Here is a 23,339-nt window from a genome sequence, read left to right on the forward strand (position 1 = left end):
AGGATCCGCGCCCCGTCACAACCTCGGATCGACCGGTTCCGACTCCAGTGCGAGCGCTGCGAAGACGGCCTCGTGTACTCGCCACAGGGGTTCGCCCGCGGCGAGCCGGTCCAGCGCCTCGAGACCGAGGGCATACTCGCGCAATGCCATTGAGCGCTTGCGGCCGAGGCCGCGGGAACGCAGGCGGTCGAGGTTGTTCTCGCGCAGGTATTCCGGGCCGTAGATGATCCGGAGGTATTCGGAGCCACGGCATTTCACGGCGGGCTGCACCAGTCTGCCGTCCCCTTCGGACTTCTTCGGCCCGCGAACCAGCGCCTGTCGCGGCTTGACCACCATGCCTTCGCCGCCCGCCGCAGTGAGTTCGGTCCACCATGCGGTGGCGGCCGCTGCGCTGTCCTGGTCGGTCAGGTCGACGAACACGCGTCCCGTCGGCGCGAACAGCTCGGCGTCGGCCGCGACCAGTCGGTCGATCCGCGCAAGGTGCCAATCATGCTCGCGCACGGCATAATTCGCGCCCTCGCCAGCAAGGATCTGGAACGGCGCGAGCCGGAGTCCGGCCATGCCTTCGACCGGCCAGCAGTAGCGGCCGTACGCGTCGGTGAACGCTGCTGCATCGTCCTTGCGCGCGCCGGTACGGCTCGCGAGATCGCCGACATCCATGCCCCGTTCCGCCACCGCCGCCAGCACCTCGGCGGTGGCGCTCAGCGCCGCCCGCGCCGCCGTACCGACGGCCGCGTACTGGTTGCGCAGCAAGCCGATTGCCTTCGCCGACCACGGCATCAGCTCGGTGTCGAGCAGCAGCCAATCGCTGCCCAACTCGTCGAACAGCCCGGCGGTCTCCGCGGCCACGCGTACCCGGGCGAGCAGCGTCTCGGTATGTACCGGGTCGTCGAAGAACGGGCGACCGGTGCGGGTGTAGATCACGCCGGTGCCGCCGTCGTCGACGCCGAAACGGTCTCGCGCGGCCGGTGCGGACCGGGCAACCAGGACCACCGCCCGCGACCCCATGTGCTTCTCCTCGCACACGAGCTGGTCGACCCCTTCGCCACGGTAGTACGCGAAAGCCTCCGCCGGGTGCTCCAGGTAGCCCGGCAGCTCTGACGTCGCGCACGGCGACATCGTCGGCGGCAGATACACCAGCCAGCGCGGGTCGACGGCGAACCGGCTCATCACTTCCAGTGCGGCGCAGGCGTTTTCCTCCTGCACGCCGACCCTGCCGTGGTGCCGGGTCTCCACCACGCGCCGGCCGATCACGTCGTCCAGGTCGAGTACGCCGGGATCCCGATGCACCACACCTTCGGCCGTGCTGATCGTGGTGGCCGCCAACGGCCGCACCGGTTCGTACCAGACCGACTCCGCCGCAACCGAAACCGGCTCACGCTCGGGGTAGCGCAGCGCCGACAGCCTGCCGCCGAACACCACGCCGGTGTCCAGGCACAGCGTGTTGTTCACCCACTGCAGGTCGAGCACCGGCGTGTGCCCGTACAGCACGGTGGCGCGGCCGCGGTAGTCGTTGGCCCACGGGTAGCGCACCGGCAGCCCGTATTCGTCTGTCTCCCCGGTGGTCTCGCCGTACATGGCGAAGGACCGCACCCGGCCAGACGCGCGCCCGTGGAACTCCTCCTTCAGCCCCGCGTGCGCGACGACGAGCTTGCCGCCGTCGAGGACGTAGTGGCTCACCAGCCCGCGGCAGAATTCGTGCGCCGCCTTGCGGAAAACCTCGTCCTCGGCGTCGAGCTGCGCCAGCGACTCGGCCAGACCGTGCGCCACCCGGACCTGCTTGCCGTCGAGGGCGCGCACGAGCTTGTTCTCGTGATTCCCGGTGACGCACAGCGCGGTTCCCGCCGCCACCATGCCCATCACCAGCCGCAGCACGCCGGGGGTATCCGGCCCGCGATCGACCAGGTCGCCGACGAACACCGCGGTGCGACCCGCCGGATGACCCGCACCGATCGCGCGGCCCGCGTCGTCGCGGTCGAGGGCATAGCCGAGTTCGCCGAGCAGCGTTTCCAATTCGCCGCGGCAGCCGTGCACGTCACCGATCACGTCGAACGGTCCGGTGAGTTCCCGCTTGTCGTTCCACGCCTTCTCGTCGACGATGGTCGCCGCTTCGACCTCCGCGACCCCGCGCAACACATACACCTTGCGGAAGCCCTCGCGCTCCAGCCCGCGCAGGCTGCGCCGCAGCTCGCGCTGCTGCCGGGCCACCACGTGCGCACCGAGCGCGGCCCGGTCCGGACGCGACGAATTACGTTCCAGGCATACCGAATCCGGCACATCCAGCACGATCGCCACCGGCAGCACATCGTGCGCCCGCGCCACCGCGATCAATTCCTGTCGCGACTTGGCCTGCACGTTGGTCGCGTCGACGACCGTACGCAGTCCGCGCCGCAGTCGAACACCCGCGATGTGGTGCAGCAGGGCGAACGCCTCGGCGGTGGCCGACTGGTCGTTCTCGTCGTCGCTCACGACGCCGCGACACGCGTCCGACGACACCACCGCCGTCGACCGAAAGTGCTTGCGCGCGAACGTCGACTTGCCCGATCCGGTGCTGCCGATCAACACCACCAGGGACAGCTCGGGGACCGAAAGTTCCGCCATCATGCCACCCCTTCCCTCGTCGAAGTCGCCGTGACCTCGGTGTTGTCGAACTCGTTCTTAGTGAATACCGCCATTTGCGTCGGCGCACCGAACTCCGGGTCCGGCGCGCCGATCGGCACGAACCGCACCGTATACCCGTGCCGCGCCGCCACCGCGTCGGCCCAGGCCGCGAATTCCGCTCTGGTCCACTCGAATCGGTGATCGGCATGCCGAAACGTACCGGCCGCCAACGTCTCGTAGCGCACATTGAACTCCGCGTTGGGCGTGGTGACGAGCACCGCGCCCGGCGCCGCAGCCGCGAACACCGCGTGCTCGAGCGCACCGAGACGCGGCAGATCCACGTGCTCGATGACCTCCATCAGCACCGCGGCGTCATAACCGCGCAACCGGGCATCGGTGTAGGTGAGCGCGCCCTGCCGCAGCGTCAATCGCCGCGCCACCCGTTCCGGCATCCGCTCCAGCCGCAGCTTGCGTTCGGCGATATGCAACGCCCGCATCGACACGTCCACACCGACGATCTCGGTGAATGCCTTGTCCGACAGCAACTCCCGCAGCAGCGTGCCCTCGCCGCAACCGAGATCGAGCACCCGCCGGGCACCGACCTCGTGCAGTGCGGTGCGCACAGCGGCACGCCGAGTCACCGCCAGAGACGGCGTGTTCCGCGTCGTTTCGACCTCGCCGTGCTCATGGTCCATCCGCGCGCCGAGGCCGTCGGTCATGGTCCCACCGCCGTCGCTATCGATTGCGGCCACTTTTCCTGTCACGGATGGTGTTTCGCTGGTAGCAGTGGTCGGCCCGACCTCGCTCGAGTCACCGTCGTCCACCTCCTCCACCGCGTCCAATGCCTCCGGCTCCACCTCTTCCACCTCGGCCAGCCGCGCCAGCGCGGTACGCACCAGCGACTGTCGTCGCGCCAGGTACCGCCGCGCGATCCAGCCACGCTCCGGATGCTCGGCCAGCCACCCGCCACCAGCCCGGATCAGCTTGTCGACCTCGTCAGCGGCGACCCAGTAGTGCTTGGCCCCGTCCAACACCGGCAACAGCACGTAGAGATGCGAAAGCGCGTCGGCCAGGCGCACGGTCCCGGACAACTCGACCCGCAGGTAATGTGAGTCACCCCACTCCGGGAACGCCGGATCCAACCGCAGGGGAGTGGCCGTCACCGTCCACCCGAGCGGCGCGAACACCCGTTCCGTCACCTCCGCCCCGCCGCGACACGGCACCGCGGGCAGCTCGATACGCAACGGCAGCGCGGTCTCGACAAGCTCCGGCCGCAGCGTGCACCGCCCGTGCAGCGCGGTGCGGAACACCGCGCCGATCGCGACGGACAACAGCGACGACGCCGCATACGGCCGATCGTTGACGTACTGTCCGAGACTGAAATCCGGTGTGCCACCTGAACGTCCACGCACCAGCCGGATCGGATCGATCTCCAGCACCAGCGCCGCGGTACACCGGGCGGCCGTAGCCTCCGGATACACCACGTGCGCCGTGCCGTAGGACTGCTCGAACGCCTGCACCCGGTCGGGATTCTTGTGCAGCAAGAATCCCAGGTCGGTCGCCGGCCATGCGGCGCCGTCCGGTGGTGTGCAGGTGATCGTCAGGAGCATCTAGCGATCGTCGCTTAGCCGCCGTAACCTGCGCAAGGAAGTTTCATCCTGGCCACCGATCGACTCTCAAGAGGTCGGATACGGCCAAGTCCAGTCCGCGACCCTGGGGATGTCTTCCCCGTGCTCGCGAGTCCACGCCCGCGCCTCCCACCGCGCGTCCACCATTTCCTGCCGCAATCCCGCCGCTCGCTCGCCCAGATTCGGCACCCGGTCGATCACATCCATCACCAGGTGAAACCGATCCAGATCATTGAGCATCACCATGTCGAACGGCGTGGTGGTGGTGCCGCGCTCCTGATATCCGCGCACGTGCAGTCCGGCGTGATTGGCCCGCCGGTAGGTGAGCCGGTGCACCAGCCACGGGTACCCGTGGAAGGCGAAGATCACCGGCCGGTCATGGGTGAACAACGTGTCGAACTCGCTGTCGGGCAACCCATGTGGGTGATCGTCCTGCGGCTGCAGCCGCGTCAGATCGACCACATTGATCACCCGAACCCGCAAGCCGGGCAGCCGATCGCGCAGAATCGCCGCCGCCGCAAGGGTTTCCAGCGTCGGCACGTCACCGGCGCAGGCCAGCACCACATCCGGAATGGTGCCGAGCTCGTCGTTGTGCCCGGCCCAGTCCCAGATGCCGATCCCGCGCGCGCAGTGCTCGGCCGCGTCGTTCACCGAAAGCCAGTCCGCCTGCGGCTGTTTGCCCGCCACCACCACGTTCACGTAGTGCCGCGAGCGCAGGCAGTGGTCGTAGGTGGACAACAGGGTGTTGGCGTCCGGCGGCAGATAGACCCGCACGATCGAGGCCTTCTTGTTGAGCACCACGTCCAGGAATCCAGGGTCCTGATGCGTGAACCCGTTGTGGTCCTGCCGCCAAACATGCGAGGACAGCAGGTAATTGAGGCTCGCGATGGGCCGCCGCCACGGCACCGCCGCGCTCGCGTCGAGCCACTTCGCGTGCTGGTTGAACATCGCGTCGACGATGTGGATGAACGCCTCGTAGCAGGTGAACACCCCGTGCCTGCCGGTCAGCAGATAGCCCTCCAGCAGTCCCTGGCACATGTGCTCCGACAACACCTCGATCACCCGGCCGGTGCGGTCGAGCTTCTCGTCGTATTCATCGATCTCGGCCTGCCAGTTGCGGCCGGTCACCTCGAGGATGTCCTGTAGCCGGTTGCTGGCCAGCTCGTCCGGCGCGAAGGTGATGAAGTTGTCCGGGTTGTTCCGGGTGACCTCGCGCAACCAGCCGCCGAGCACCCTGGTCGCCTCGTGCTGCGACCCGCCCGGCGTGGCGACCTCGACCCCGAAGTCGCGCCAATCCGGCAGGTTCAGGTCGCGAACGAGCGTGCCGCCGTTGGCCACCGGGTTGGCGCTCATCCGCTGATCGCCGACGGGCACCTGGTCGAGCAGTTCCGACACCGGCCTGCCCGACTCGTCGAACAGCTCCTCCGGACGATAGGACCGCAGCCACTGTTCCAGCACCGCACGATGATTCGCGTCGGTGCGCGCCGCGGGCAGCGGTACCTGATGCGCGCGGAAGGTGCCCTCGACCGGATCGCCGTCCACCATCGGCGGACAGGTCCAGCCCTTCGGCGTGCGCAACACGATCATCGGCCAGGTCGGCCGCACCCCGTCGGTGCCGCCGCGCGCGGCCCGCTGGATCTGCGCGATGCGTTCCATACAGGTATCGACCGCGACCGCCATCGCCTGGTGCACCGCCGCCGGCTCGCTGCCCGACACGATGATCGGCTCGTAGCCGTACCCGCGCAGCAGCGAAACCAGCTCCGTCTCCGGAATCCGCGCCAGGATGGTCGGATTGGCGATCTTGTACTGATTCAGCGCGAGGATCGGCAGTACCGCACCGTCGCGCGCCGGATTGAGGAACTTGTTGGCATGCCAGCTGGTGGCCAGCGGGCCGGTCTCCGCCTCGCCGTCACCGATCACACAGAACACCGTCAGATCCGGCTGATCCAGCGCCGCGCCGAAGGCATGCATGAGCGAATAGCCGAGTTCGCCGCCCTCGTGAAACGACCCGGGCGTCTCCGGTGCGCAGTGGCTCGGCACCCCGCCGGGGAAGGAGAACTGCCCGAAGAACGTACCCATGCCCGCCGCGTCCTGCGGAATGTGGCTGTACAGCTCGGAGTACGTGCCCTCCAGCCAGCCACACGCGTTCGGCCCCGGCCCGCCGTGACCCGGCCCGGCCACGAACACCGCATTGAGCCCACGCTGCCGGATCGCCCGGTTGGCGTGCACCCACACCAGATTCAAACCGGGCACCGTGCCGAAATGGCCGAGCAGCCGCGGCTTGATGTGTTCGGCCCGCAGCGGTTCCCGCAGCAGCGGATTCGCCATCAGATAGATCTGCCCGACGGCCAGGTAATTCGCCGCCCGCCACCAGGCGTCCATCGACACCAGTTCGTCGGGCTCCAGCGGCCCGGCTACCTCGCCCAGCCGATAGGACCGCGGCGCGACCGTCTCGCCGCTGGCGCTGCCGACATTGTCCGCCGCGGTGTCGCCACCCGCGCTCGCCATGTGGGTCATGTGCCGACTCTCCTCACGTTCTCGGGCCGTGTGGGAGCGGTACCCAGCGGAACCGCGTTCACCAGTCCGGTACGGATTCCGATCACCATCGGCATCGCCGGATGAAGGATTCATCGGCCAGCCTAATGGGATTTCGCGGTGCGGAAGGTCGACTCGGGCCTTCGCCGCCGCGATGGTCTAGGGTCCGCCGCATGCACACACTCGGCAGGATCATCGGGATCGGCACCATGGCCGCGGCAGCGTTCACTCTGGTCGCCTGTGGCTCGGACGACAAGGCGTCGTCGACTCCTTCTTCTTCCCCTTCCTCCGTCGCGAAGGCCACCGCGTCGGCGCAGGGCGCACCCGCCGCAAGCAAGGGCCGGGAATGCACCGCGGAGGACATCGGCGTGAGCGGCGACTTCGGCACCGCCCCGAAGATCACCCTCCCCGACAATTGCGACCCGCCCAAGAAGCTCATCACCAAGGACCTCATCCAGGGCACCGGCCCCGGCGCGGCCTCGGGTCAGCAGCTCACCATGAACTACGCGCTGATCACCTGGTCCAACGGGCAGAAGAAGGACAGCTCGTTCGATCGCGGCACTCCGTTCCAGCTCACCCTCGGTGGCGGACAGGTCATTCCCGGCTGGGACCAGGGACTTGTCGGCGTGCAGCAGGGCGCGCGCCGACTGCTGATCGTGCCGCCGGACCTCGGCTACGGCGCCAGCGGTCGCAGCGGCATCGCGCCGAACGAGACGCTGGTCTTCGTCACCGACGCGGTGGCGGTCGGCAAGTAGGACCCGAAAAGCGGCCGAGTGCAGCCCGCCCCGGCCGGTCAACTAACCTGGTCGGGATGCGTACGCCGCGTCCCTCGCCAACCCGGCGGGTGCCGGGGTCCCGGTAGAAGTCCGGGACAGCGGGGGATCGCGTCTCAACCAGAACAGACGACGAACAAGGAGCATGTCCGTGAAGAGCACCGTCGAGCAGCTGAGCCCGACCCGGGTCCGGATCAATGTCGAGGTGCCCTTCGAGGAACTGAAGCCGGACTTCGATCGCGCGTACAAGGCACTGGCCAAGCAGGTCAAGATCCCCGGCTTCCGTCCAGGCAAGGCCCCGGCCAAGCTGCTCGAGGCTCGTCTCGGCCGCGGCGCGGTGCTGGAGCAGGTCGTCAACGACGTGCTGCCCGGTCGCTACAGCGAGGCCGTCACCGCGGCCGACGTGAAGGTCATCGGCCAGCCGGAGATCGAGATCACCAAGATCGAAGACGGCGAAGAGCTGGCGTTCACCGCCGAGGTCGACGTCCGCCCGGAGCTCACGCTGCCGGACTACGAGACCATCGAGGTCACCGTCGACACCTTCACCATCGGCGACGAGGACATCGACGAGCAGCTGCAGTCGCTGCGCCAGCGCTTCGGCACCCTCACCGGTGTCGAGCGCGCGGTGCAGGAGGGCGACTTCGTTTCCATCGACCTGTCGGCGACTGTCGATGGCGAGGATGTCCCCGAGGCGGCCACCACCGGCCTGTCCCACGAGGTCGGCTCCGGCCAGCTCATCGAGGGCCTGGACGAGGCGCTGATCGGCCTGTCGGCCGGCGAGTCCAAGGACTTCACCTCGACCCTGGTCGCCGGTGAGCACGCGGGCAAGGAAGCCGTCATCAAGGTCACCGTGCAGTCCGTCAAGGAGCGCGAGCTGCCCGAGGCCGACGACGACTTCGCCCAGCTGGCAAGCGAATTCGACACCCTCGACGAGCTGAAGACCGACCTGCGCGGCCGGGTCGAGCGCAGCAAGAAGGTCGAGCAGGCGGGCCAGATCCGCGACAAGGTGCTGGAGACCCTGCTCGAGCAGGTCGAGGTGCCGCTGCCCGAGGCGGTCGTGCAGGCCGAGATCGACGCCGTCACCCACGACGCCGTGCACGGCTTCGACCACGACGAGGCCAAGCTGGCCGAGGCGCTGGAGGCCCAGGGCTCCAGCCGCGAGGAGTTCGACAAGGACGCCAAGGAGTCCGCCGAGAAGTCGGTGCGCACCCAGCTGCTGCTGGACGCCATCGCCGAGGCGGAGAACACCCAGGTCGGCCAGGACGAGCTCACCGAGCGGATCCTGTTCCAGTCGCAGCGCTACGGCCTGGCGCCGGAGCAGTTCATCCAGCAGGTGCAGCAGGCGGGCCAGCTCGGCGCGATCTTCGCCGACGTCCGGCGTGGCAAGGCCCTCGCGGGCGTTGTCGGCAAGGTGAAGGTGACAGACTCCGAGGGCAACGCGGTGGACACCGCCGAAATGTTCGGTGCCCCAGATGATTCTGTCGACGCCGACGATGTCGAGGTGATCACCGACGTGGCCGCCGACGACGAGTCGACCGAGACCGCCGCGGCGAAGGCCGAATAGTTTTATGAAATGCCAGCGTGACGAGTGGCTGCGAGCTGCGCTGATTGCGCTGTGAACGAGCGAAGCGAGTGAACCAAAAACACAGCGCGCCCTCGCGAACAGTGCAACTGAGCGCTAGCGAAGTTGCGCTGTGAGCGAAGAAGGGCGGTACCGGGAGTTCGGTGCCGCCCTGCTTCGTTAATGTTTGTGACAACGAACCAGAGATGGCCGTCGGCCAACGAGCCGGTAAGAAAAGGCAGGTATCCGTGACAGTCAATCAGGCAGGGGTCGTCATGACATCCGCGACTGCTGGTCTCAACCTCAGCGATTCGGTGTACGAGCGGCTGCTTACCAATCGCATCATCTTCCTCGGCACCCAGGTCGACGACGACATCGCGAATAAGCTCTGCGCGCAGATCCTGCTTCTCACGGCGGAGGATCCGACCAAGGACATCGCGCTCTACATCAACTCGCCCGGTGGTTCGGTGACCGCGGGTATGGCCATCTACGACACCATGCAGTTCGCCGAGTGCGACATCGCCACCTTCGGCATGGGCCTGGCCGCGTCGATGGGGCAGTTCCTGCTCACCGCGGGCACCAAGGGCAAGCGCTTTGCCCTGCCGCACGCCCGGATCATGATGCACCAGCCGTCCGCGGGCATCGGTGGTTCCGCCGCCGACATCGCGATCATGGCCGAGCAGTTCGCGCACACCAAGCGGGAACTCAACGAGCTGCAGGCGCTGCACACCGGCAAGTCCGTGGAGCAGGTCGCGCTCGACGCCGACCGCGACCGCTGGTTCACCGCCAAGCAGGCGCTGGAATACGGCTTCATCGATCGGGTGATCAGCCACGCCAACCAGACCAACGGCGTAAGCGACAACTAGCGCCCTCCGGACCTTTGTCCGTTCAGCGCATCCGCGGCTTACACACACAGACTTTGGAGACGAAGATGGCCAACCAGTTTGACCCACGCGCAGCGCTCGGCGGTATGGCACCGCAGGGCGCCCAGTCGCGCTATATCCTGCCGTCGTTCATCGAGCATTCGAGCTTCGGCGTCAAGGAGTCCAACCCGTACAACAAGCTGTTCGAGGAGCGCATCATCTTCCTCGGCGTGCAGGTGGACGACGCGTCGGCGAACGACGTCATGGCGCAGTTGCTGGTGCTCGAGTCGCTCGATCCCGACCGCGACATCACCATGTACATCAACTCGCCCGGTGGCTCGTTCACCTCGCTGATGGCCATCTACGACACCATGCAGTACGTGCGTGCCGATGTCGCGACCGTCTGCCTCGGCCAGGCCGCCTCGGCCGCGGCCGTGCTGCTCGCCGCCGGTACCCCCGGCAAGCGCGCCTGCCTGCCCAACGCCCGCGTGCTGATCCACCAGCCGTCGCTGGAGGGTGGCATCCAGGGGCAGGTGTCGGACCTGGAGATCCAGGCCGCCGAGATCGAGCGGATGCGTCGCCTGATGGAGACCACGCTGGCCCACCACACCGGCAAGGACGCGGATCAGATCCGCAAGGACACCGACCGCGACAAGATCCTGACCGCCGCGGAGGCCAAGGAATACGGGATCATCGACCAGGTGTTCGACTACCGCAAGCTCAGCGCTCAGAAGAAGTGAGATGAACAGGGAGAATCGCCGATCCCGGCGGCGATTCGCTCGTAAGTTGCTGTAACCCAGGGAATTCCGGCCGGGAAGTGTGCCTCGTGGCGTGCTGCCCGGCCGGACTGCTTCAGTGTCACGGCTGGCCCGGAAACGCTCAGGTCTTCAGCCTCGATGAAATAAGCGGCCGGCGCACGAAAAGGCCGCTGAACGGACACAACGCGCTCCGGTGCGGTGAGAACTCGCACAACCCGGCCGAGAAACATGCTCGAGTTGTCGACCTCCATCGCACACAACAGGTACGGTCAACCTAGGGACCTTTGCTCCTGGTTGACAGCACTGCCTCACCCACCGGAACCGGTCGATGCGTTTGCGATCACGGCCGGTGGCGCTGACAAGTAACGCGGCAGATAGCTGGCAACCTGGACGGACGGTTGCACGCGGACAAGGAAGTAGGGACCCACGAGATGGCGCGCATCGGAGATGGCGGCGATCTGCTCAAGTGCTCGTTCTGCGGAAAGAGCCAGAAGCAGGTCAAGAAGCTCATTGCGGGACCAGGGGTGTACATCTGCGACGAGTGCATCGATCTATGCAACGAGATCATCGAGGAGGAGCTCGCCGAGTCCAGCGAGGTCAAGCTCGATGAGCTGCCCAAGCCCGCGGAGATCCGGGACTTCCTGGAGAACTACGTGATCGGGCAGGACACCGCCAAGCGCACCCTCGCGGTGGCCGTTTACAACCATTACAAGCGCATTCAGGCCGGCGACAAGGGCCGCGACAGCCGCGGCGAGGTCGTCGAGCTGACCAAGTCGAACATCCTCATGCTCGGCCCCACCGGCTGCGGCAAGACCTACCTGGCGCAGACGCTGGCCAAGATGCTCAACGTCCCGTTCGCCATCGCCGACGCGACCGCGCTCACCGAGGCCGGGTATGTCGGTGAAGACGTCGAGAACATCCTGCTGAAGCTGATCCAGGCCGCCGATTACGACGTGAAGCGCGCCGAGACCGGCATCATCTACATCGACGAGGTCGACAAGATCGCCCGCAAGAGCGAGAACCCGTCGATCACGCGCGACGTCTCCGGCGAGGGCGTGCAGCAGGCGCTGCTGAAGATCCTGGAGGGCACGCAGGCGAGTGTGCCGCCGCAGGGCGGACGCAAGCACCCGCACCAGGAGTTCATCCAGATCGACACCACCAACGTGCTGTTCATCGTCGCGGGCGCGTTCGCGGGCCTGGAGCGGATCGTCTCCGAGCGCACCGGCCACCGCGGCATCGGCTTCGGCTCCGAGGTGCGGTCCAAGTCCGAGATCGACACCGCCGATCACTTCGCCGAGGTGATGCCGGAGGATCTGATCAAGTTCGGCTTGATCCCCGAGTTCATCGGCCGCCTTCCGGTCGTCGCCTCGGTGACCAACCTGGACAAGGAATCGTTGGTCAAGATCCTCTCCGAGCCGAAGAACGCGCTGGTCAAGCAGTACGTTCGACTGTTCGAGATGGACGGCGTCGACCTCGAATTCACCACCGACGCACTGGAAGCGATCGCCGATCAGGCGATCCTGCGCGGCACCGGTGCTCGTGGCCTGCGCGCCATCATGGAGGAAGTCCTGCTGCCGGTGATGTACGACATCCCCAGCCGCGATGACGTCGCCAAGGTGGTCGTCGACTCCGACACCGTCACCGAGAACGTGCTGCCGACCATCGTGCCGCGCAAGGCGCAGCGGACCGAACGCCGCGAGAAGTCGGCATAGGCCCGAGCTGATCTGAGAAAAGCCATCGCACACCGCGGTGGCTTTTTCCTTTGTGTAAAGACCCCCCATTCTGGGTACCTGGTATTCAGGGTTGAGCAGACAGCCTAGCTCTGGAGCGCATGTGCAGCCCGGGGCGCAACGCATTGCCGGCAACGGACGTCAATTGCCGTGCGCGACAGGACTGAGATCCTCATGTCGACCCCTCTTGCTCCCGCTACGTTCCCCACGAGTACCACGTCGAGACCGATGTCGAACCGAGGTATGGCACCGAGTCGAGCGACATTGCCGAGTCGACCCGAGCCGGAAGCCCGGCTGAGCGTCTCCGTCACCGCTCCCAGCGAGCAGGTCACGCTGTGCGCGCTCGCGGGCGAGGTGGATTTCTACACCGCCGACCAGTTCAAGAACCAGCTGATCGGCTCGTTGAATACCGCCGCGCCGCTGGTGGTCGTAGACCTGTCTCAGGTGACGTTCTTCGGTGTCGCCGGCCTGCACGTGCTGATCGAGGCGCAGGCCTGGGCCGGGCACACCGGCCGCCGGATCCGCCTGGTCACCGGCCCGCGCTGTGTCGATCGGCTGCTGCAGGTCGCGGGTGACGTCGCGACTTTCGATACCGCCGCCAATCTTGCCGACGCGTTGCTCGGCGCCGCCTAGTTTTCAGAGGCGGTGGCGGTCACTACGATTCGATCATGTTTGCCCGCTACCGTCTCGAGCGCAAGGTCGACGCGCTGAACTACAAAGTCGACCTGATCCTCCAGCACCTGGGGATCGAGAACGTGACCGCCATTCCCGCTGAACCGATCCGGACCGTGCCGACCACCGCGCGGTCCGCTTTCAGTTGGGTCGAGATCGACGCACTCGTGGCCGACGGCAAGAAGATTCAGGCCATCAAGCGCTATCGGGAGCTGACCGGCGCTGGTCTCAAAGAGGCCAAGGACGCCGTCGAATCTCGCTTCCGGTACTGAGTTCTACAGCGGCACCGGACGTTCGAGCACCACGTGCTTCATCACCAGCGTCGAGGTCAAGTGCTGAACGCCGGGTAGCGTGGCCAGCTTCTCATCGTAAAGCTGTTGGAACGCAGGCAGATCCGCCGCGACGACGCGTAGCAGAAAATCCGGATCGCCGAACAGGCGCTGTGCCTGCAGCACCTGCGGGATCTCCGCGACGGCCTGCTCGAACGCGGCCACGGTGGTGCGATCCTCCTGCCGCATCGTCACGAAGACCAGCGCTTCGAACGTCAGCCCGATGGCCGCGGCGTCGACCAGCGCGCGATAGCCGCGGATCACCCCGGACCGTTCCAATTCCCGCAGCCGACGGTGGCACGGCGACAGGCTCAGCCGGACCCGGGCGGCGAGTTCGGTGATCGTCAAACGCCCGTCCTTTTGCAGCTCGGCAAGAATCTTCCGGTCGACGCGATCCATGGGGAAGATCCTTCCATATATGGCCACTCAGCTGCGAATACTTGGAATCACCTGCTTGATCAACTCACCTATCCTTCCTTCGGGTATTCGTTCGAAGGGAGAAGCTCCAGATGGCAGTCGGGTACATCGCAGCGTTTTGGACCGTGTCGGTCTTGCTGATCCTTGTCCCCGGCGCGGATTGGGCGTACGCGATCTCCGCCGGTCTGCGTGAGCGATCGGTGGTGCCCGCCGTCGGGGGACTGCTGCTGGGTTATGTCGCGTTGACCGCGGTGGTCGCGGCCGGCGTCGCGGCGGTGGTCGACCGGAATCCCGTTGTGCTGACGGCCCTTACGGTGTTCGGCGGGCTGTACCTGATGTGGCTCGGCGGCACGACCCTAGCCACCTCGAGCACTCCCGCCACCATGCCCGAGCAGGCGAACCCCGCCCCGTGGGGCGCCAGCGTGTTGCGCGGCATCGGCATCAGCGGACTGAATCCCAAGGCGATCCTGCTCTTCCTGGCCCTGCTGCCACAGTTCACCGACCGCACCGGCTCGTGGCCGCTCGCCGCCCAGATCGGCACCCTCGGCCTGATCCACACGCTGAGCTGCGCCGCGATCTACCTGTGCGTCGGCATCTTGGCCCGCACGGTCCTGCGCGCCCGCCCCACCGCCGCCCGCGTCGTCACCCGCGTGTCCGGTGTTGCGATGATCCTGATCGGGACGTTGCTGCTAGTGGAACGTCTAGTGTGAGTTGGCCATTCGGCCAACGCCTCGACGGGGGCTGGGGCTAGCCTGCCGCTATGGACACGCCAGAACCGGTTGGCCCCGATATCGCCGCTGATCTGCACCGATACCTCCAGCAGTCGCGCGAGAGACTGCTTTCGTCGCTGGACGGGTTGTCGGAGTACGACATCCGGCGCCCGATGACGCCTAGCGCCACCAATCTGCTCGGCCTGATCAAGCACGTCGCCGGGGTCGAATTCGACTACCTGGGTAACTGCGTCGGCAGGCAGGCACCCGTCCGGCTGCCGTGGATCGAGGACGAGTCGATCTGGGACGGTGCCGACATGTGGGCCACGGCCGAGGAAACGAAGGACGAGCTGCTCGCGCTGTACCGGACGGCGTGGCGGCACTCCGACGAGTCGATCGCGCAGCTCGAACTCGGCACGCCGGGTGAGGTGCCGTGGTGGCCCGAGGAAAAACGGCACACCACGCTGGGATCCCTGCTGGTCCGCGTGGTCGCCGAAACCGCGCAACACGCTGGTCACGCCGATATCCTGCGGGAAATGATCGACGGCCGCGGCGGCGCGGACCACGACGCGGTCGGCGACGCCGACTGGTGGGCGCGCAATGTGGCGCGGGTCCAGCAAGCGGCGGAAATTCACCGATAAATCATTGGTAACGAATCGCCGCGGCAGACGATGTATCTGTCATGGAGTTCCTTTTGGTCGCCATCGCCGCTGCATACATCGCAGTCACCGACTTCATGGGTGGAGTTGCGGGCGCCCTCGGGTCCTCCGGTAGGTAGCTAGAACCGAGTCGCGGGTGAACAACCTGCAGGCACTCGCGGCTCGTGCAACACCCACTGCCCCAAGGTTGACCTCGAACCTCAGCCTTGGGGCAGTCGCATGTCTAGCGGTCGATCTCCTCGGCGAGCATCCCCTCGACCTCCGCGCACATCGCGGCGAACCACACGGTCACCGATGGGTAGTTCGGCGCGGCCAGGAAGCCGTCGCTGCTGCCGAACCACACCGGCGGATCGGGCTCCGTCACTTGCGATCCGTCGACCACCTCGTAGAACCATCCCTCGTCCAGTTCGAGCACGGACAGCACCAGCAGGTGTCCCGGATCGGTCAGCGAGCTGTCGTATTCGGCGAAGTTCTCCGCCCGTTTGCGGTCCTCCGGGTAGATCGCGCTGACACCGAGCCGCCGACGTCCCGAGCCGCCGAGGGATTCGTAGCGGCCCAGCTCGCGACCCATCAAGCGCAGCACCTCACGGACCGCCACCGGCACCGCGGGCACCCGCTGGGCTCGCGCCATCGCATCGATCTCGGCGTCGTCGGCGCCCACCACCGTCCGCGGATCGAATCCACGGGCCACCGAGTCCGCGAAAAGTGCCCTGATCTGCGCTGCTGCATCTCGTGACATGACGACCAATCTAGTGCGCGTGCCCGCCGTCGCCGGGTGACACGGCCGTCCGGATCGAGTCCGCTCGAGCTCGGCGAACAGCCGTTTCATTACGGCCGGCACGTCGGGGATGCGCCCGTGGACGAGATAGTCCGCCGCGATGGCTCGAGCGCATGAGCTCGCCCAAATGGGCTTTGCGCCAATCTAATCGAGGAAGCCAGGCGTCGTCATCGGGGCTTTCGAATGCCGATCAGGGTTTGCGGCCTACGCCGGCCCAGATCCAGGCGGGCCCGGCATCGGGATCGACCTCGTATAGGGATTCCTCGGCGAGTTCAGGGTGCCAGTCCTCGAGCGTGACCACTCCCGGCTCCACGATTTCTGTTCCGGCGAACAGGTTTTCGATCTCGGCGCGGGTGCGCGGCACCATGGTGATACCGGCGCGCTCGCAGGCCTGCGCGGCCTCCGCCGTGGCCGTCGGATTGAAATCCGCGGTGGGGTGACTGATCGTCAGGCTGCTGCCGGAGGGCACCGTCGCCAACAGCCGCGCGATGATGCCGTGCGGATCGTCCGAATCGCGGAAATACATCATGATCATGGTCAGCGTAATGGCGACCGGTCGATCGAGGTCGATGGTGTCGGCGAGCGCCGGGCTGGTCAGAATCGACTCGGGGTCGTGCAGATCGGCGTGGATGAACGCGGTCTTGCCCTCGCGGGTACTGGCCATCAGGGCGCGGGCGTGGGCGAGCACGAGCGGATCCTTGTCGACGTAGACGACGCGGGCCGCCGGATCCACCTCCTGGGCCACCTCGTGGGTATTGCGGGCGGTCGGCAGGCCGGTGCCGATGTCGAGAAACTGGGTGATGCCCAGTTCGGTGATCGCATAGCGGACGGCGCGACCGAGGAACGCGCGGTTGTGGCGCACCATGGTACGGATGGTGGGGACATGCGCGGCGATCCTGTCGCCGAGCATCCGATCGACCGGATAGTTGTCCGCCCCGCCGAGCCAGTAATCGTAGAAACGTGCCTCGTGCGGTTTGGTGGTGTCGATCGTGACCGGCAAGGGTGAACCTGTCTGATCGTCGCCGTCCGACATGATGCTCCTCTCCGCGGGGTGGCCGCGCAGGAATCTGCCAAGCTCACCACACCAAGTTGCCGCCGACGCGTGGCGACTCGCCAAAGACTACGGCGCCAGCATATTCCGGTGATTCGTCGACATGCCGCGAATCCGTACCGAATCGGCACCGGGCTCAGCCCCGTGTGGGCGGCGGGCCCTCAAGGAACACTCGCGGCGATGCGGTGGGAGAGGTGGCCGAGGGCCAGCAGCGTGAAGATGTCGGCGAGGATCGGAATGGTGAATCGCAGCGGTCGCGGACCGATCGAGTCGGGGATGGCGGCGATGCTGCCGTCGTCGCGCTGGTGGGCCAGTAGATAGGTCACCGCGCGCTCGGCCGGCGCCGGGTCGTTCTGGCGGCACACGGCGATGAGGGCGTAGGCGGTACTGATCGGGTCGCTGGGTTCCCGGTGTTGCTGCCCCCAGCCGCCGTCGGTGTTCTGCCCGTCCAGCACCAGGGCCATGATCCGTTTGGTCATCTGCCGCAGGTAGGCGGGCTGGTGGCCGGGGTTGCGGGTGGCGGCGAGCAACGCGCGGAACACCGTGTGCAGGCGGCTGCTCGACCAGTCCGGCGGGAAGGACCCGTCCTCGCGTTGCTGGTCGGCCAGGAACTCGAGCCCGGCGGCGATGGTGTCGTGGTGTCGTTTCCACCGCGGGGTGAGCGCGTCTACCGCGGCGGCGGTCATGCAGGCTTCCGACTCTGCCCCGGCGATATAGGTGGGGAATCCGCCGTCGGGGTTGCGGACCGCCAGCAGTGACTTCTCTCCCCGGCGGATCGGTTCGCGGTACCGGACGGTGTCGAGTGCGCCCAGGAACTGGATGGCGACCGAGGTGTCATCGACGTCGGTTTGGTAGGCCAGGTCGGTGTAGGACCAGCCGCCGCCGGGCTGCTGCTGGGACTGCAGGTGCGCGGCGACGGCGTGCAGGATATCGCGCGGTGCGGAGGCGGCGGCGAGTGCGACGCCGGCGGTGGCGGTGCACCAGGTGTCGGTGTCGCCGACGAACGGCATCCCACCGTCTTCGCGCTGATGGGCCATGGCTTTGGTCAGCCCCTCAACCACCACGTCTTCGGTGTGCGGGAGGCGGTGCAGGGCGTGCAGTGCCCACAGATGAATGAGGACGTTGCTCTCCCAAACCTGGCCCTGGCGTTGGGTTTCCAGCAGTATCCGCACGTCCTCGTCGCTGATGTGGTCGTGACTGCCCGCGGCGTCGGCGAGAACTATCTTCACGGCGGTGACCTGCACCCTGGCCCAGCTGTGCAAGCCCGTCAGGTCGAAGGCGCCCGGGTCGAGCGGGTGAGGGGGTAAGCGGCCGTACAGGGCGAAGATCGCATCGAACATGGCGTGTTTGCGCGCGCCGGTGAAGCCGGGCGCTCGAGCAAGGAACACCTCGGCCAGCCCCGCAGTAGGACCTGCTGTCGCGGTGAGGGCAAGGTCGACGAGGATCCGGTCCAGCGGATCGGTCGTGGCCTGGGCGCGCAGATAATCGGTGAGGCGGCTCCGCCGTTGGGGCTGTAGACCGGTCCGCTCCAACAGGTTCAGCGCCAGCACCGACTCCAGAATCCGGCTGCGACAGGGGTCACGGACCGCGCCGTCGGGACCGACGCGCGCTATCAGATGGGACCGCAGGCGCGCGGTTGCGGAGGCGAGGGCCGACGGGAAGAGCCCAGGCGACCAGCTCGCCTGGGCTCGAGTGGGTGTCGCTAATCGCATGTGGCTGTCTTTCCGGTGTCCGAGGTCGGGGTACCTCCACATCGTCTCTCCGGAATCGGAACAGACACGTCGAAATGACGATCTTGCGGCGCGGGAGCAGTCAACTCTCGGCTAATCGCAATTAGCCTGCCCGAGACCATATTCCAGGCATGGCGGCCGCACCCGCGCAAATTCGTCTCGTCACGCGGTATGCGGAGTCTCGGGGCGGCTGTGGAAGATTCGGTGGGCATCGGCGATCGCCGTGTGGCCGAAGGCGAGGATGTCGCGTCGACGGGCGCGTCGGCTCCGATAGAGCGATCGGCGAGAATTGTTGCGCCGCAGCCGCAGCGCCTCATCGACGATGCGGTGCCAGCGGTCGGGAAATGACTCCAGTGCGTGGCGGCCCGCGCCGTCCTTCGAGGTGATGGCACCGGTGGCGATGGTGTAGTGCAGGCGCGCGATGCCTGTGACGGTCCAGACGGTGGCGTAATCGGTGAGGAGGAACAGGCCGTCTTTGCTGAGCAGCGGGGCGGCGCGAGTCAGTCCGGCAGCCCAGAATTCGTCGAGATTGGTGTTCTGCCAGGCGACCAACGCGACGGGATCGGTCCAGACGTCGAGGTCGGCGGCAGCCGGTCCGCGCAGTGTGACACCGTGCTCGGCCAGGGTGTGCCAGGTGACCGGATTATGCTGGCCGTCATAGGGTTTCAGTCGCCCGCCGTTGCTTGCTGGTCGCCCGCCAGTCGCTTGCGGTCCTGCGGCAAGGTCGTTCCAGGTCAGGTAGATCCCGTCGAAAAACGGGCGGCGGCGCCGTTCGTGCAGCCCGGCGTGTACCCGTTCGAGCGCGCCGAGCTCCGTGCTGCCCGGCGGTTCGCGGTGACCGCGACGAAGTCGATGTCACTGGCATCCGGACGGAAATCGTTGAGCGCCAACGACCCTTCCAGGTACAGACCTTCGATCAAGCCGGGCGCCTCGGCATCGACCGAGGCCAGATAAGTCTCGACGGTGTCTTCGACGATAGCGGGAAGCGACATGAATGCGAGTCTGCCGGAATCGGGTCGATCGGGTGCCGGGCTGCACGCCGCGCTTATCGCGGAGTCGCTAGCTGCGGATAGAGGAGTGCCGGGTCTTCGCCGAGGCGTGCTTTCCATGCCGCGGTCTGTTCATCGGCCAGCACCTCGAGTGCGCCTGCCTGTAGACCGTCGAGTGCCCGGCGCGCGATCAGCGCGGGATCGGTCTTGCCGGTGTCGATGGTGGCCATCATGTCGGTGTCCACACTGGCCATGGCCAGCGCGGTGACCTGGGTGCGCTGGTCGGCGAGCTCGATCCGGATGCCGTTGGTCAAGGCCCAGGCCGCGGCCTTGGAGGCGGAGTAGCTGTTGGAATGCTCATAGGCCATCCATGCCATCACCGACAACACATTGAGTACTGCCCCGCCGCCACCGGCCGCCAGCACCGGCGCGAAGGCACGGACCATCCGCAAGGTGCCGAAGTAGTTGGTCTCCATCTCTTTTCGGATATCCGGCAGCGCACCGTCCACCAGCCTCGCGAACGTCGACACACCAGCGTTGTTGATCAGCAGCGTCACGTCATCGGCCACTGCCGCCGCCGCGGCGACCGACGCGTCGTCGGTGACGTCCAGCCGGATCGGCACGACTCCGGCCATGTCGACTTCCTCCGGATGCCGGGCCGCCGCATAGATTTTGCGTGCGCCCCGGCGCTGCAATTCGGTGACGAAGCGTCGTCCGATGCCGCGATTGGCGCCGGTGACGAGGGCAATCGAGTTCTTGATTTCCATGAGGGCTACGCTAAAACCTCACGTCGGTGTGAGAGGCAAGCCCGGCGGGCGGGAAAGGGTGCCAGATCACATGCGCATTGGCGAACTCGCAGACCGTACCGGCGTCAGTGTGCGCGCCCTGCGGTACTACGAAGAACAGCAGCTACTTGTCCCCGAGCGCACCGCCTCCGGCCAGCGCGTCTACCCCGAGGAAGCGGTCGAGCGGGTACGCATCTTCCGGCAGTTCTACGCCGCCGGACTCAGCAGCCGCACCATCGCCAAGCTGCTGCCGTGCATGGACACCGGCCACAGCACTTCCGCTCAACGCGACGAACTGCTGGGTGAGCGCGACCGCCTCGCGCACCACATCGATACCATGACCCACGCCCTGCACCGACTCGAGCAGCTCATCACCATCGCCCCACGGTGAGACCTCGGTGCACTGGCTCGCCAACTCGGAACCTGCTGCCCTGGAACGTAACTGGTGGAGTTGCGCCAATTGGTCGACGGAGGAGCGGAATCTCAAACACTTTGAGATTCCGCCGCGAGTTCTGAGGACCTGCATTCCTTATGTTCAGGAGTGTGGGCGGTTGAACTGTCCGTCGAGGACCCTGGCGGTGAAGGCATCCCAGTCGCCGTGGGTGAAGAGCAGTGCGGAACCGTTGGGGTCCTTGGAGTCTCGGACTCCGATCAGACCGTTATCGAGGAACGCGACCTCTACGCACTCATTGGCCCCTTCGCTGCGGCTGCTCTTGATCCAGCAGGCTCCAGTTAGCGGGACGGTCATGCTGTGTGCTCCCTCGCTATCTGCCTGAGCAAGTTTCTGCTCTCAACGGCATCCAACGCAGCGTGCTCGATGGCGGCGTACAAATCATGGTACCGCTGTACATCATTGGGTTCTTCGAGATACATATCGACGATTGGCCCCTCCAGGTAGACCACTGTTGGCTCGGTGGGTACGCCAGCGGCTGTGGTTCCGAAGTTCAGAATCACGAAGGGCCCACCCGCCACACCACGCGGAAACCCCGCGCTGAAGGGGAGGACTCGGAGGCTGACATTTGGGCGGGTGGACATGTCGGCAAGGTGCCGTAGCTGCGCTGCCATCACCTGCCGATTGCCTGCCACTCTGCGCAGCGCTGCCTCCGAAACCACGGTGAAGAGAGCTAGCGGCCGCTGTTTGCGCGTTACGTTGACCTGCCGTTGCTGCTTAAGCTGAATCCAGCGTTCGCGCTCGGTCACGTCGTCTTGCGGATGGGCGCTGAGCAAGCCGCGAGTGTAGTCGGTGGTCTGGAGCAGGCCCGGTACGAGTTCTGGTTGGTAGGAACGCAACTCGACTGCCGAAGCCTCCAATCTCACGTAACCGTCAAAGTGAATCGGAACCTGGTCGCCAGCTTGATACCACCACGTTTTCACATTCGCCTGGCGGGCAAGCGCGATCAAAATCTCAGATTCGGCGGCGGGAATGCCGTACACATCGCAGGCCGCTTGAATTTCGCGCACCTGTACTCGGCCGTTCAAGCCGCGTTCCAGACGTTGCAGGCTGCTCGAACCGATCTCCAATAACTCGGCGGCTCGCTGCTGACTCATCCCCGCGCGACTGCGCCATTCCGTCAGATACCGGCCGAGTTGCCTGCGCGGCAGGGTAGATCCGGTGTCCGGCATGAAGTCCTCCCCACTTCGGGCGGGTCACTCGACCCGCATCGGGTAGATCATGGCAACTGCCACGGGAGGTTTGCTGGGGATTCGGGTGACTTCATTCGGGCCGCCCGAAGCCGCACACATCACCGCCCTGGCAGGTGTTTTGTTGATGTGCGCCCGGTGCAGCGGCAGGGAGTCCACAGCAAACCTAGCAGCTTCGTTATCCGCCGGGCGCACCCCAGAACCGACGATGCGAGTCGAGGCTTCTCATGGACAACCTGATGTTCGCGGACACACCAGCTTCGCGCTGCACCTACTACCGGCGCACCTGCGGTCTACCCGCGGGCATCCACCCCGAGGCGGGCCGGATCATCGTGCGAGTGGGCATGGTCGGCGCGATCACCATGCCGGCCCCGCTCGGTCAGCGCGTCCGCGACGATCTGCTGCAGCACCGAATCCCCCTCGGCCCCATCATTTCCCATCTCAGATCCCGACGCTGGACCTTCCTCTGCCGCCCCGACCTGCCGAACGACATGACCTTGTTCGCGGAACTGTTCCGCCTCAACGTCACCCTTGTCCCGCCCGGCGCCGAGATCGCCTTGCCCGCACCCAGCGACACCCGCACCGGCCACCGGCACTGGATAGTCACCCCGCGCGACACCTTCCGCCCGTCCGGTCGGATCGTTCTCGCCGCACTGCGCTCCTGTACCACGAGAGGCCCCCTGTGCTGACCGATCCACTGCCGCCGAAACACCAACTGCTGCAAGCCTGTCGGGGAGAACTGGCGGCGGATCATCCACTACTGCGGCTCGCGCGCGAGTTGACCGACCTGCACGAGCAACGGTTGTGCGCTTCCCGGGATACCATCGCCGACCGCATGCATATCGATGACATTGATTCGCGGCGTGCAGGTTTGGTCCGTGACATCGACCGCTGGATCACCCTGCAACTGCCACCTTCGCACGGTGCCGCACACATCCATACCGAAACCCTCGGCGCCGTGATCGACCGTCTTGCTCGATTTACCGCCTGTGCCTTCGCGGCGCTGGCCAGCGCATCGCAATGGGAACTTGGCGACGCGTGGGAGCAGCTCGCCGAATTGGCCATCGGCTACGACGATTTGGCTTCTGAGGTATGCGCCGGGCGCAGGCGTTTGCCCGGCGGACCGTAG

At 66.4% G+C, this 23,339-nt stretch carries 25 protein-coding genes; 12 read left to right on the plus strand and 13 right to left on the minus strand.

The annotated features are described in order from the left end of the window. Window positions 1–15: 15 nt before the first annotated feature. From ACIBCN_RS37580 to ACIBCN_RS37590, 3 genes are all read right to left on the minus strand, one after another. Window positions 16–2,601, minus strand: a complete 2,586-nt coding sequence (locus ACIBCN_RS37580; protein WP_396996890.1) for a polynucleotide kinase-phosphatase — start codon at window positions 2,599–2,601, stop codon at window positions 16–18. Then, window positions 2,601–4,211: a 3' terminal RNA ribose 2'-O-methyltransferase Hen1 gene (locus ACIBCN_RS37585; RefSeq protein ID WP_396996791.1), complete on the minus strand. Its 1,611-nt coding sequence runs from the start codon at window positions 4,209–4,211 to the stop codon at window positions 2,601–2,603. Before ACIBCN_RS37585 ends, ACIBCN_RS37580 begins: the two co-directional genes overlap by 1 nt. 66 nt (window positions 4,212–4,277) lie before the next feature. Beyond that, a complete protein-coding gene (locus ACIBCN_RS37590; protein ID WP_396996793.1) occupies window positions 4,278–6,746 on the minus strand; it encodes a phosphoketolase in 2,469 nt (822 codons plus the stop codon). A 191-nt stretch (window positions 6,747–6,937) separates the two neighbouring features. On the opposite strand from ACIBCN_RS37590, the gene ACIBCN_RS37595 reads away from it, so the two are divergent. From ACIBCN_RS37595 to ACIBCN_RS37610, 4 genes are all read left to right on the plus strand, one after another. Beyond that, a complete protein-coding gene (locus ACIBCN_RS37595; RefSeq protein WP_396996794.1) occupies window positions 6,938–7,519 on the plus strand; it encodes an FKBP-type peptidyl-prolyl cis-trans isomerase in 582 nt (193 codons plus the stop codon). Between the two features lie 169 nt (window positions 7,520–7,688). After that, window positions 7,689–9,101: a trigger factor gene (gene tig / locus ACIBCN_RS37600; protein WP_396996796.1), complete on the plus strand. Its 1,413-nt coding sequence runs from the start codon at window positions 7,689–7,691 to the stop codon at window positions 9,099–9,101. 272 nt (window positions 9,102–9,373) lie between these two features. Next, window positions 9,374–9,964, plus strand: coding sequence for an ATP-dependent Clp protease proteolytic subunit (locus ACIBCN_RS37605; protein WP_396996797.1), 591 nt, complete (start codon window positions 9,374–9,376; stop codon window positions 9,962–9,964). Window positions 9,965–10,029: 65 nt separating this feature from the next. Next, complete coding sequence (locus ACIBCN_RS37610) at window positions 10,030–10,701, plus strand: ATP-dependent Clp protease proteolytic subunit (protein WP_396996799.1); 672 nt, start codon at window positions 10,030–10,032, stop codon at window positions 10,699–10,701. On the opposite strand, the gene ACIBCN_RS37615 is transcribed toward ACIBCN_RS37610, so the two are convergent. Continuing rightward, a complete protein-coding gene (locus ACIBCN_RS37615) occupies window positions 10,689–10,970 on the minus strand; it encodes a hypothetical protein (protein WP_396996801.1) in 282 nt (93 codons plus the stop codon). The two genes, ACIBCN_RS37610 and ACIBCN_RS37615, sit on opposite strands and share 13 nt — an antisense overlap. A gap of 180 nt (window positions 10,971–11,150) precedes the next feature. Here ACIBCN_RS37615 and clpX point away from each other — a divergent pair, with 180 nt between their 5' ends. From clpX to ACIBCN_RS37630, 3 genes are all read left to right on the plus strand, one after another. Beyond that, on the plus strand, window positions 11,151–12,431 hold the full coding sequence (gene clpX / locus ACIBCN_RS37620) for an ATP-dependent Clp protease ATP-binding subunit ClpX (protein WP_150403131.1): 1,281 nt from the start codon (window positions 11,151–11,153) through the stop codon (window positions 12,429–12,431). A 261-nt stretch (window positions 12,432–12,692) separates the two neighbouring features. Further along, window positions 12,693–13,082, plus strand: a complete 390-nt coding sequence (locus ACIBCN_RS37625; protein ID WP_396996803.1) for an STAS domain-containing protein — start codon at window positions 12,693–12,695, stop codon at window positions 13,080–13,082. A 35-nt stretch (window positions 13,083–13,117) separates the two neighbouring features. Beyond that, window positions 13,118–13,393: a ribosomal protein L7/L12 gene (locus ACIBCN_RS37630; protein WP_396996805.1), complete on the plus strand. Its 276-nt coding sequence runs from the start codon at window positions 13,118–13,120 to the stop codon at window positions 13,391–13,393. Window positions 13,394–13,396: 3 nt separating this feature from the next. Here the strand turns inward: ACIBCN_RS37630 and ACIBCN_RS37635 are convergent, their stop codons facing one another. After that, window positions 13,397–13,849, minus strand: a complete 453-nt coding sequence (locus ACIBCN_RS37635) for an Lrp/AsnC family transcriptional regulator (protein ID WP_396996807.1) — start codon at window positions 13,847–13,849, stop codon at window positions 13,397–13,399. Between the two features lie 110 nt (window positions 13,850–13,959). On the opposite strand from ACIBCN_RS37635, the gene ACIBCN_RS37640 reads away from it, so the two are divergent. Both ACIBCN_RS37640 and ACIBCN_RS37645 read left to right on the plus strand, forming a co-directional pair. Beyond that, window positions 13,960–14,577, plus strand: a complete 618-nt coding sequence (locus ACIBCN_RS37640) for a LysE family translocator (protein ID WP_396996808.1) — start codon at window positions 13,960–13,962, stop codon at window positions 14,575–14,577. Window positions 14,578–14,627: 50 nt separating this feature from the next. Beyond that, complete coding sequence (locus ACIBCN_RS37645; RefSeq protein WP_396996810.1) at window positions 14,628–15,218, plus strand: DinB family protein; 591 nt, start codon at window positions 14,628–14,630, stop codon at window positions 15,216–15,218. Window positions 15,219–15,459: 241 nt separating this feature from the next. Here the strand turns inward: ACIBCN_RS37645 and ACIBCN_RS37650 are convergent, their stop codons facing one another. The 6 genes from ACIBCN_RS37650 to ACIBCN_RS37675 form a co-directional block, all read right to left on the minus strand. Next, window positions 15,460–15,975, minus strand: coding sequence for a hypothetical protein (locus ACIBCN_RS37650; RefSeq protein WP_396996812.1), 516 nt, complete (start codon window positions 15,973–15,975; stop codon window positions 15,460–15,462). 229 nt (window positions 15,976–16,204) lie between these two features. Further along, a complete protein-coding gene (locus tag ACIBCN_RS37655; RefSeq protein ID WP_396996814.1) occupies window positions 16,205–17,047 on the minus strand; it encodes an SAM-dependent methyltransferase in 843 nt (280 codons plus the stop codon). Between the two features lie 179 nt (window positions 17,048–17,226). Then, window positions 17,227–18,615 carry a prenyltransferase/squalene oxidase repeat-containing protein gene (locus ACIBCN_RS37660; RefSeq protein WP_396996816.1) on the minus strand — a complete coding sequence of 463 codons (1,389 nt, stop codon included), beginning with the start codon at window positions 18,613–18,615 and terminating at the stop codon, window positions 17,227–17,229. 342 nt (window positions 18,616–18,957) lie between these two features. Next, the gene (locus ACIBCN_RS37665; protein ID WP_396996818.1) at window positions 18,958–19,347 is read right to left on the minus strand and encodes an aminoglycoside adenylyltransferase domain-containing protein; all 390 of its coding nucleotides are present in this window, start codon (window positions 19,345–19,347) and stop codon (window positions 18,958–18,960) included. 182 nt (window positions 19,348–19,529) lie between these two features. Beyond that, window positions 19,530–19,787 carry a nucleotidyltransferase domain-containing protein gene (locus ACIBCN_RS37670; RefSeq protein ID WP_396996820.1) on the minus strand — a complete coding sequence of 86 codons (258 nt, stop codon included), beginning with the start codon at window positions 19,785–19,787 and terminating at the stop codon, window positions 19,530–19,532. Between the two features lie 53 nt (window positions 19,788–19,840). Then, a complete protein-coding gene (locus ACIBCN_RS37675) occupies window positions 19,841–20,551 on the minus strand; it encodes an SDR family oxidoreductase (RefSeq protein ID WP_396996822.1) in 711 nt (236 codons plus the stop codon). A gap of 70 nt (window positions 20,552–20,621) precedes the next feature. Between ACIBCN_RS37675 and ACIBCN_RS37680 the strand changes: the two genes are divergently transcribed. After that, on the plus strand, window positions 20,622–20,960 hold the full coding sequence (locus ACIBCN_RS37680; RefSeq protein WP_396996824.1) for a MerR family transcriptional regulator: 339 nt from the start codon (window positions 20,622–20,624) through the stop codon (window positions 20,958–20,960). 144 nt (window positions 20,961–21,104) lie between these two features. On the opposite strand, the gene ACIBCN_RS37685 is transcribed toward ACIBCN_RS37680, so the two are convergent. Further along, entirely contained in the window at window positions 21,105–21,317 is a 213-nt protein-coding gene (locus tag ACIBCN_RS37685) for a DUF397 domain-containing protein (protein WP_396996825.1), read from the minus strand. Further along, the gene (locus ACIBCN_RS37690) at window positions 21,314–22,192 is read right to left on the minus strand and encodes a helix-turn-helix domain-containing protein (protein ID WP_396996826.1); all 879 of its coding nucleotides are present in this window, start codon (window positions 22,190–22,192) and stop codon (window positions 21,314–21,316) included. Before ACIBCN_RS37690 ends, ACIBCN_RS37685 begins: the two co-directional genes overlap by 4 nt. A gap of 245 nt (window positions 22,193–22,437) precedes the next feature. On the opposite strand from ACIBCN_RS37690, the gene ACIBCN_RS37695 reads away from it, so the two are divergent. Further along, window positions 22,438–22,899: a DNA-directed RNA polymerase subunit beta gene (locus ACIBCN_RS37695; protein WP_396996827.1), complete on the plus strand. Its 462-nt coding sequence runs from the start codon at window positions 22,438–22,440 to the stop codon at window positions 22,897–22,899. Further along, window positions 22,893–23,339 carry a DUF4254 domain-containing protein gene (locus tag ACIBCN_RS37700; protein WP_396996829.1) on the plus strand — a complete coding sequence of 149 codons (447 nt, stop codon included), beginning with the start codon at window positions 22,893–22,895 and terminating at the stop codon, window positions 23,337–23,339. The genes ACIBCN_RS37695 and ACIBCN_RS37700 overlap by 7 nt, the downstream gene beginning before the upstream one ends.

It is taken from the genome of Nocardia sp. NPDC051052, from assembly GCF_044456045.1.
Taxonomy (GTDB): Bacteria; Actinomycetota; Actinomycetes; order Mycobacteriales; family Mycobacteriaceae; genus Nocardia.

What these genes read in the sequence shown, in the direction of transcription:
- clpX (WP_150403131.1), top strand. Translation starts at nt 11,151, where the DNA reads ATGGCGCGCATCGGAGATGGCGGCGATCTGCTCAAGTGCTCGTTCTGC.
- ACIBCN_RS37670 (WP_396996820.1), bottom strand. Translation starts at nt 19,787, where the DNA reads ATGTCGCTTCCCGCTATCGTCGAAGACACCGTCGAGACTTATCTGGCC.
- ACIBCN_RS37610 (WP_396996799.1), top strand. Translation starts at nt 10,030, where the DNA reads ATGGCCAACCAGTTTGACCCACGCGCAGCGCTCGGCGGTATGGCACCG.
- ACIBCN_RS37690 (WP_396996826.1), bottom strand. Translation starts at nt 22,192, where the DNA reads ATGCCGGACACCGGATCTACCCTGCCGCGCAGGCAACTCGGCCGGTAT.
- ACIBCN_RS37655 (WP_396996814.1), bottom strand. Translation starts at nt 17,047, where the DNA reads ATGTCGGACGGCGACGATCAGACAGGTTCACCCTTGCCGGTCACGATC.
- ACIBCN_RS37585 (WP_396996791.1), bottom strand. Translation starts at nt 4,211, where the DNA reads ATGCTCCTGACGATCACCTGCACACCACCGGACGGCGCCGCATGGCCG.
- ACIBCN_RS37695 (WP_396996827.1), top strand. Translation starts at nt 22,438, where the DNA reads ATGGACAACCTGATGTTCGCGGACACACCAGCTTCGCGCTGCACCTAC.
- ACIBCN_RS37675 (WP_396996822.1), bottom strand. Translation starts at nt 20,551, where the DNA reads ATGGAAATCAAGAACTCGATTGCCCTCGTCACCGGCGCCAATCGCGGC.
- ACIBCN_RS37580 (WP_396996890.1), bottom strand. Translation starts at nt 2,601, where the DNA reads ATGGCGGAACTTTCGGTCCCCGAGCTGTCCCTGGTGGTGTTGATCGGC.
- ACIBCN_RS37645 (WP_396996810.1), top strand. Translation starts at nt 14,628, where the DNA reads ATGGACACGCCAGAACCGGTTGGCCCCGATATCGCCGCTGATCTGCAC.
- ACIBCN_RS37625 (WP_396996803.1), top strand. Translation starts at nt 12,693, where the DNA reads ATGGCACCGAGTCGAGCGACATTGCCGAGTCGACCCGAGCCGGAAGCC.
- ACIBCN_RS37640 (WP_396996808.1), top strand. Translation starts at nt 13,960, where the DNA reads ATGGCAGTCGGGTACATCGCAGCGTTTTGGACCGTGTCGGTCTTGCTG.
- ACIBCN_RS37595 (WP_396996794.1), top strand. Translation starts at nt 6,938, where the DNA reads ATGCACACACTCGGCAGGATCATCGGGATCGGCACCATGGCCGCGGCA.
- ACIBCN_RS37615 (WP_396996801.1), bottom strand. Translation starts at nt 10,970, where the DNA reads ATGGAGGTCGACAACTCGAGCATGTTTCTCGGCCGGGTTGTGCGAGTT.
- ACIBCN_RS37685 (WP_396996825.1), bottom strand. Translation starts at nt 21,317, where the DNA reads ATGACCGTCCCGCTAACTGGAGCCTGCTGGATCAAGAGCAGCCGCAGC.
- ACIBCN_RS37605 (WP_396996797.1), top strand. Translation starts at nt 9,374, where the DNA reads ATGACATCCGCGACTGCTGGTCTCAACCTCAGCGATTCGGTGTACGAG.
- ACIBCN_RS37650 (WP_396996812.1), bottom strand. Translation starts at nt 15,975, where the DNA reads ATGTCACGAGATGCAGCAGCGCAGATCAGGGCACTTTTCGCGGACTCG.
- ACIBCN_RS37590 (WP_396996793.1), bottom strand. Translation starts at nt 6,746, where the DNA reads ATGACCCACATGGCGAGCGCGGGTGGCGACACCGCGGCGGACAATGTC.
- ACIBCN_RS37680 (WP_396996824.1), top strand. Translation starts at nt 20,622, where the DNA reads ATGCGCATTGGCGAACTCGCAGACCGTACCGGCGTCAGTGTGCGCGCC.
- ACIBCN_RS37630 (WP_396996805.1), top strand. Translation starts at nt 13,118, where the DNA reads ATGTTTGCCCGCTACCGTCTCGAGCGCAAGGTCGACGCGCTGAACTAC.
- ACIBCN_RS37635 (WP_396996807.1), bottom strand. Translation starts at nt 13,849, where the DNA reads ATGGATCGCGTCGACCGGAAGATTCTTGCCGAGCTGCAAAAGGACGGG.